The 7,483-nt window shown below is 37.6% G+C and carries 6 protein-coding genes; 4 read left to right on the top strand and 2 right to left on the bottom strand.

Going from position 1 to position 7,483, the window contains the following annotated elements:
• Together VB713_RS22110 and VB713_RS22105 are read right to left on the bottom strand one after the other, a co-directional pair.
• Nucleotides 1-2,843 (bottom strand): tetratricopeptide repeat protein (locus tag VB713_RS22110; RefSeq protein WP_323313657.1); only part of this gene is annotated, 2,843 nt, incomplete at its 3' end.
• 344 nt (nucleotides 2,844-3,187) lie between these two features.
• A complete protein-coding gene (locus VB713_RS22105) occupies nucleotides 3,188-3,487 on the bottom strand; it encodes a caspase family protein (protein WP_323313656.1) in 300 nt (99 codons plus the stop codon).
• A 54-nt stretch (nucleotides 3,488-3,541) separates the two neighbouring features.
• Between VB713_RS22105 and VB713_RS22100 the strand changes: the two genes are divergently transcribed.
• The 4 genes from VB713_RS22100 (at nucleotide 3,542) to VB713_RS22085 (ending at nucleotide 7,385) form a co-directional block, all read left to right on the top strand.
• Nucleotides 3,542-4,000, top strand: coding sequence for a hypothetical protein (locus tag VB713_RS22100; protein WP_323313655.1), 459 nt, complete (start codon nucleotides 3,542-3,544; stop codon nucleotides 3,998-4,000).
• A gap of 22 nt (nucleotides 4,001-4,022) precedes the next feature.
• The gene (locus VB713_RS22095) at nucleotides 4,023-5,546 is read left to right on the top strand and encodes a hypothetical protein (RefSeq protein WP_323313654.1); all 1,524 of its coding nucleotides are present in this window, start codon (nucleotides 4,023-4,025) and stop codon (nucleotides 5,544-5,546) included.
• Entirely contained in the window at nucleotides 5,531-6,235 is a 705-nt protein-coding gene (locus VB713_RS22090) for a transposase (protein WP_323313653.1), read from the top strand. Before VB713_RS22095 ends, VB713_RS22090 begins: the two co-directional genes overlap by 16 nt.
• Nucleotides 6,236-6,308: 73 nt before the next feature.
• Nucleotides 6,309-7,385 carry a hypothetical protein gene (locus tag VB713_RS22085; RefSeq protein WP_323313652.1) on the top strand — a complete coding sequence of 359 codons (1,077 nt, stop codon included), beginning with the start codon at nucleotides 6,309-6,311 and terminating at the stop codon, nucleotides 7,383-7,385.
• The last annotated feature ends 98 nt before the right edge of the window (nucleotides 7,386-7,483 follow it).

Here is a 7,483-nt window from a genome sequence, read left to right as displayed (position 1 = left end):
TGTTGCTTATTATCAATTTCTTGTGCAATTGCAATCGCTTGCTTACAGGATTGGACGGCTTCCTCTATTCGTCCTTGCTTTTGATACAATCCAGCCAACTGAGTTATGCTAATTGCTAATTGTTGCTTATTATCAATTTCTTGTGCAATTGCAATCGCTTGCTTACAGGATTGGATGGCTTCCTCAATTTTTCCTTGCTTTTGATATAGTTTAGCAAGACTATTTAGAATTGTTCTTAATCTACGATTGTATCCTAATTCTTTAAAAATTTCATAACTGCGCTGTAAGTTATTGAAAGCTTCATGCAAGCGATTCTGCTCCAGAAATAATGTCCCTAAATTATGTAACACCATAGCTTCATGGTGTTTATCCTTTAACTCTATAGAAATATTATAATTACGATTTAAAACTTTCTTGGCTTCATTGAGCTTTCCCTGTCTTTGTAGCGCCCCACCTAAACAATTTAATGATATTCCCAAGCCTTCTTGATTATTGATTTGTTCGTCAATATTTATAGCACGTTGGAAGACTTCAACTGCTTGATCAAATTTCCCTTGCCGCATTAGTATATTGCTACCTAAAGTGTTAAGCCACTTTGCTTTAGAACGTTGACGAGTTGATCCTTCTTCGATTTTTTTCAAAATATCTAAGATAGGTTTAGCTTCAAGCAGTTTTTCTGCACTTGTCAATTTACCCTGTAAAGATAAATATTTTGCCTGCTGAATCCGAAATTTTATAACTTTCTCCCAATCTTCATTACTTTCTGCTAATTTTTCAAATCCCAGCATGAAATCAACAGCCTGCTCCCAATAACCATACTGCTCAAAAAATGGTTGCAGGCAAACAGCAAAGTTATACTTGTCTGTTTCTTGAAACTTTGATGTGATTTTTTGTTGCTGCAACCACTGGGCAGCCAGAATAATCTCATCTAATTCTGCTGCGATTTCTTTTGCAACTGCGTGATTGATTTCCCTGTTGATAAACTGAATAAAATATTCACCATGTCTTGCTGCTGCTTCCTCTTGGAAACCTAGTTCAATAGCCTTTTCCGTGGCAAACTGGTGGATAAGTGGATGAAACACAAAGCGATCTTTCTCAACTTCAGAATAGTTAATTAGTGAAAGCCGATAAAGTTTACTCAGGTAATCTTCAGTAGCGTACTCATTACAAGCAGTTACAACCATTGTAGTTGAAATAGAAAAGCCATTTTTGGCGCAAACACTTAAGCAAGCAAAGAAATCTATTTCATCTGGTTGTAAATACTCTAAACTTATAGAAAAACAAATAAATAGATTCAAATGTTCAGAATCACCAAATTTGATTCTTGCTAGTTGCTTTTCTTGTGTTAATCTCTTGGCATGACGAGCAAGACTACGCCGTTCGTCTAAGCTTAATTGTGACCCGATAATTTTAATAGCAATGGGTAAATAACCCACTAGTTCGATCAGCTGGTGAGCAGCTTCGGGTTCTGCTTGTACGCGTTCTCTACCTATAAGCTTTTCTAACAGCAACAGTGCATCAGTTTCCGGAAGTAGAGGCAGATTTATTCTACCTTCGCTGGGAATTTCCAGGGCAATTGCTAGGGAGCGATCGCGTGTTGTCACAATCACAGCACATCTATTTCCACCAGGACGCAATTGGCGAATACTTGCATCATCAGCATTATCAAAAATCAACAGCATCCTTCTATGTGCAAACACCTCTTGCATAATAGTTGCTGCATCTCGCTCATCTTCTGGGTCAATTTCTTCGCCAAACCTGCGAGCAAACTCACGGGCTATGGTATCTATATCCTTACCATCAACCCGCAAACCAATTACCCCATCGGGAAAATCTGCTTTGTGTATTGTCGCAAAATGACAGGCGAGGGCTGATTTACCAATACCTCCTATACCTGCTAATCCAGCAATGCTACAAAATTTCGTCCCTTGGGGCTTTAAAAGTAAGTCTTCAAGTTGCTTTAATTCATCATCTCGCCCTGTAAATGTGGATACATCTAATTGAGGTAAAACAAATGGTACTTTGCGTTCTAGAGATTGATTGGTGTCTGATTGCTGATGAGTGGTAGACTGATCTCTACCTTTAATTAGTCGGATTTCTTGGTCAGGAATTCTGATTTGTGGGAGTTGGGGTATTTTTGTTTCTGCGTAATATTTTTTAAGCTCGATGTCTACAAAAGCTCCCAAAGTACGAGCTGTTATCCAACTGTGATGGTCAATTTGATCGGAAGCAAGTCCCTCAATGAGCGCCCCTGACAATACACCATGTTTACCATCAAATCGCTCGTAAGCTACTTCTGAACTGTGAGATGCGGCAATTATGAAGCGCCTAAGTCCAGAAATTCTTCTTGGTAAATCGCTATCTTGAAATTCTAATAATTTTCCACTATAGCAGCTATCCAACCAAATAATTTGCTCTTTTACAGGACTCTCCTCTAACAACTCCCACAAATCATTGAGCAATATGCTATTTTCTCCTGTCCCTTTAGTATCACTTGTTGCTAACAATATTTTTTTCTTATTACCCAAAGAATTTAGCTGTTGTAATCCATGCCCAGCAAAAAATAGTAATGCCGTATCTCGATTATTGTCTGCACAAAATAACTTGTTAATTTCTTGTGACAATTCCTCACAAGAAACACGTCCATTCGGATCGACCTGTATTTTGCCGTCAAGTTCTAATTTAGGTAGTCGTTGTACTCGAAAGTTATCATCAGCTTCCAGCAATTGCGCGATCACTTCTGCGTCATCTGCTGGGGTAGTGAGATGGTTGTATTTACCTGTCTTTGAATCTTTGAGGAAAGGGTACTTGTTGATTCCTACGACTAAAGCATCTCGTCTCATGTGGGGAGTGTTAAGTTAAGTATAACGGTTTAAATAATTCACGCTATGTCATTGCGAATGAAACGAAGTGAAATTTAGCAATCGCAAGGGTTATGCCGATTTTATATTCTGTTACATAGTTAGGTTTATTCTCACCGACTTACTTAAGTTTTTACTTAAAAATAAATTATAACAATGAGTCCGTATTGTAGTCCGAAAGTTATTTAGTATTATTACTATTGTAGCTCAATAAATTTTGACAATAATAAAGGCTAATTACGGTAGCTAAGGTATCTCAATTATGAGTGGTATTAATTAACTATAAATAAAGGGCAAATATGCGTAAATCTCAGGAGCGTTTATCTTCAAATCTTCCGCCTTAATTTTTCTAGCAATTCATCCATGCGCCAGTGCAGTTCGTCCATAAAAATATTTTCTGCGATCGCTTCTTGGAGTGTTGTCGCAGTAACTAACTCCTGTGGAGATGGGTTTTCATCAACACTCAGTAATCCTTCATTATCTTTTACAGGTAGTCGTGTTACAACCTGAAAACCACCATGTTTTTGGAGTAATTTTGCCATCATATCGGCATTGCCAGCAGGAGTTTTCAGATTTTGTAAGCTATGATAATTATTTATACCAACAACTAGAGCCTGTCGCAGCATGATTGTTGTTTAGCGTTAGTATTATTTAAGACTATAGCTTATTTGGTTAATTCTATGGCTGAATCACCTAAAATCACTTTACTAGCTCTGCTTATCGCCTTAGAACAATCACCAACCCCTCTTGCCTCAGATGAAAAAGAAGCTTTGGAAACCACTGCTTCCCAACTATACCTTGACCCCGATGACTGGGATTTTATTAAAGAAGGATTAATTGCAACTATTGAGGCCAACCCGCCTCTGTATCAGAATTATCGAACAGCCTTAACTCAATTAGAGTCAGTTAGCGGCAATATTCCCTCAGCGCAAATGCCTACCCAGGAAGAATTAGAAACGGAATTAATCAGTGATAATAAGCAGCCAACGACTTTCGGCTATTTTGAAGGAGAACCAGATCGCGAAAGTGATGAGATTTTGAATGTAACAATTAATGTATTAACCAGGAAAGACCCAGACAAAGCAGCGAAAAAGCTAAGTTTTCTCAAGCGTCTGCAAAACTGTCTCCCGAAACAATAAAACTTCTGATAGCATCAAGTTTATGAGCGAACTTATTTATCCTACATTGGATTTATTTATCTATGACCTGCGGGATGGGTTGGGAGACAACAACGCAGACATAGCTGCTAATCAGGAATATTTTTTACGTAGATTTCCCGAACGACTTCATCCTTTACTGAAACAACGAGATGCTATAGAAGCCGAATATGTTGAACTTTTAGGGAATCGAGGTAGAGAAACCTTTGACAGCAGTACAAAACAGTATAATTTGAAGGGTTGGTATTACCCAGTGCGCTTGGGGGACAGTTACGGATTACTGCTAGACTGTTCTGTTGAGCATTCATTGGGAAATGTGCGGACGGGGAAAAATGAGGCTTTGCCTATTAGTTGTTTTGGCGATTTAGAAGCGGAAATAAAAAACAGATTAGCCAATACCCAGAGCACCATTGGACAGGTATGGATGCTATCGGGACAACTCTCAAATTTTACTCCAGCTCAAGCAGAAATTATCGCGAAAGAATGCTGTGAAGTAATTGCACGTAGTTTAAATGTGAATTTGGAATTTCACAGTAAAAGTCCATTCTTTGGGGGAATGTTATTTGAGTTTTACAATTACCGCTTGCACATACCATCTGAATTTAAAAAGGATTTCAAGATTCAAGATATTCAGGATAATCACTACGTTATTATTGCTATTTATCCAGATGCCAAAACTGCCAGGAAAGCTGCTGAATTTAACTTTGACTGGCTGCGTTTATTTGCTTATCGCAGTAAAATTCTCTGGGCTTATGGTCAAAGTCAGTATTTGAAAAATAAATTACGCGATGATTTTGTTGCTATCGAGCAATACCAAAAGGACTTTAACAAAGCCAAGTCTGGTAAGTTAGATTTAAATAAACTGCGTCAAACTTTAGTTAATGCTCAGGAAACGCTTTGGCGTTATTCTGTTAACCTAAACTACCTTGCTACTCAAAAACGTACCATTGACATTAATCTCCTCAATTATGAAAGACGGCTAGCTGTAATTCAGCAAAGGCTAAATACACAGCAAGATTCTATTGATTTGGATTTACTACAGCAAGTAGTTGAAAAACAATTAGAATACATCAAACAAAAAATTACTAATTTACAAAGTCCTCGTAATTTGGAATTTCTCCATAAATTTATTGAAAAAATAAGACTCAAATATTTAGAACAAGTTAAAAATGACTATGAAAGCTTGAATGTTGGTGCGATATTATTAACTGACTTGATTAATGCAATTCGGGGGGTAACCGAGATAGAAAGCTCGGAACGCGATCGCTCTTTCCAAAGTACTATTGCAATTGTTGGTGTAGGTTTGGCTGTTAGTTCTTTTGTTGCTTCCATTGCTGGGCAATTTCCTGGTGCGACAAATCCTAAGGAAGCGGCTAAGTATCCTGTAGGTTTAGTAATATCGCAGTTAGGGGTTCCAGAACCTTGGCTTTCTTCTGTGGTGTCTGCAACAATTAGTTTGGGATTTGGGATAGTATTTGCGTTTGTTACCTTGTTTGTGATTAAAACGTTTGAATGTTTTCGGAAGTAGTGGATGGATACATGGCTAGATATCCAGATGGAAGTTATTTATCAGAAATTAATGGCAAAATTCTCAATTTAGAAAAATCTACAGAATCGCATAAACAATGGAATCACGAAAGTATCATTGTCCGAGTTATTGAATATCAAATTCCTGGTTTTCTCCCTCGTCGTTTAGTTACTAGTATTATTGACCCTAATATTTCTGCCAAAGAATTAATTATTCACTATCATTGCAGATGGGAGGTGGAAATTAGTTTCTGTGAAATAAAAACACATCAATGTGCTACGCTCAAAGGACAAATGCCCACTATTTTTCGGAGCAAAACATCTGAATTAGTCGAACAAGAACTTTATGCTATGTTAATTGCTTATAATCTACTCCGCGATTTAATTTACCAATCTGCTAACGAATATGATAAAAATCCTTTACTCCTTAGTTTTCTTGAATCTTTGCAACTAGTTATAGATTTAGTACAACTCATCAGCCATTCATCCTTAAAATTACGAGAAATTCAACATCAATATTTATTATCATTAATTTCCCAGTCTGAAATTGATCGCCCCCGACGAAAACGTATTAATCCCCGTGTTGTCAAAATTAAAATGTCCAAATTCAAGCGCAAAAACTCTTCCCATAAATCTGAAATCAGAGATATAGAAAAAGATTTAAAAATCCTTCCCCCACAGGCAGTTTGAGAATTTCATTCACGGATATTGCATTTAAAGCTAACGCTTTTCTGGGAGTAAACAATTGAACTTCCAAAACAATATGCTACAAGCAGTCATTCCCAACTCAAACGAAACCTTCCTCCAAAACGCTGTTGTTGAAAGATACAACTTCTCCAAACTAAACAAAACACGCATCCGGTTCAAGATTCAATTAAAGAAAACAACTAAAAGCAATGCTCCGAAATGGGCAGATGTTCTTAAAACGTCTCAAAATGAACAAGAATCTGACCTAGTAAAAGTTACAACTTCAGAAGTTGGTTTAAAGGGCATCAAAGTTTTCAAAGCTTTAGATGAAGCCGCAAATAAATTAAGACAAGAAGTTGCTTCAGTCCAAGAATGGATGAATTATGACAATGGTGATTGGATTTGTTCCATAGATTTAGCACCCATAGTCTGGAGTCAATTAATCGAAATTCGAGATAGTATTGCCCCTACTTTACGAACTCAACTAAGAGAAGAGTATGACGAGGGTTACACAGATTACCAAGAACGAATTGATAAATTCCTCTCACTGAATGCTTGGCAGTTATCTGTAGAACAACAACAAGAAGTTAAGCAAAACTTAGTAAAAGCTTTTCCCTGTTTAGAGGAACTAGAAGACTACTTACAAGTAATAATTGGTCGTCCTGTGATTATTCCTGCTATTAGCGAGCAATTGTCAGAACAACAAGCTGAATGTTTGCAGCAAATAACTCGATTTATCGAGCAGTATGACACAAATTTAGAACAAACACTCAGAGAATCAGCGATCGCAGGTGGCGAACAACTAGCAGCGCAATTACTCGAAGATTTGAGCAACTGGGAACCAGGACGCAAACCGGTTAACTTCAAGAAAAAGATGGAACGCCATTTCAAGAAAGTGCAAATGCTTTTGGGTAACGCCAGTTTTGAAGCAGGTAGCAGTCTGGAACAAATGATGACTCATCTAGAAGATATTCTCGAAAACGCTTCTGTAGATGCCAAAAGGCTTGATTCACAGGGGCGTTCTCAATTAGAGGGAAAAATGGACGAAATTTACGCCAAGCTGCTGGATGAACAACGTCATCTTCAAAGATTAGCAAGTGATGAGGGTATGGGGTTAAGCAAAGCTACAGCCATGTCTCTCAAACTTCGGTAAAAAAACCTGTCTGTATCATCTTTAGAACAAACGCGAGGTGTGAGGTGTAGATGGAAACAATACACCTCATACACTTGCTACGCAATTAAGAGAGGAAG

This window comes from Anabaena cylindrica UHCC 0172 (assembly GCF_034931625.1).
Taxonomy (GTDB): domain Bacteria; phylum Cyanobacteriota; class Cyanobacteriia; order Cyanobacteriales; family Nostocaceae; genus Anabaena; species Anabaena cylindrica_A.
Note: the sequence above shows the minus strand (reverse complement) of the source record. Positions and strands in the feature narration are given on the sequence as shown.

What these genes read in the sequence shown, in the direction of transcription:
- VB713_RS22100 (WP_323313655.1), top strand. Translation starts at nt 3,542, where the DNA reads ATGGCTGAATCACCTAAAATCACTTTACTAGCTCTGCTTATCGCCTTA.
- VB713_RS22105 (WP_323313656.1), bottom strand. Translation starts at nt 3,487, where the DNA reads ATGCTGCGACAGGCTCTAGTTGTTGGTATAAATAATTATCATAGCTTA.
- VB713_RS22085 (WP_323313652.1), top strand. Translation starts at nt 6,309, where the DNA reads ATGCTACAAGCAGTCATTCCCAACTCAAACGAAACCTTCCTCCAAAAC.
- VB713_RS22095 (WP_323313654.1), top strand. Translation starts at nt 4,023, where the DNA reads ATGAGCGAACTTATTTATCCTACATTGGATTTATTTATCTATGACCTG.
- VB713_RS22090 (WP_323313653.1), top strand. Translation starts at nt 5,531, where the DNA reads ATGTTTTCGGAAGTAGTGGATGGATACATGGCTAGATATCCAGATGGA.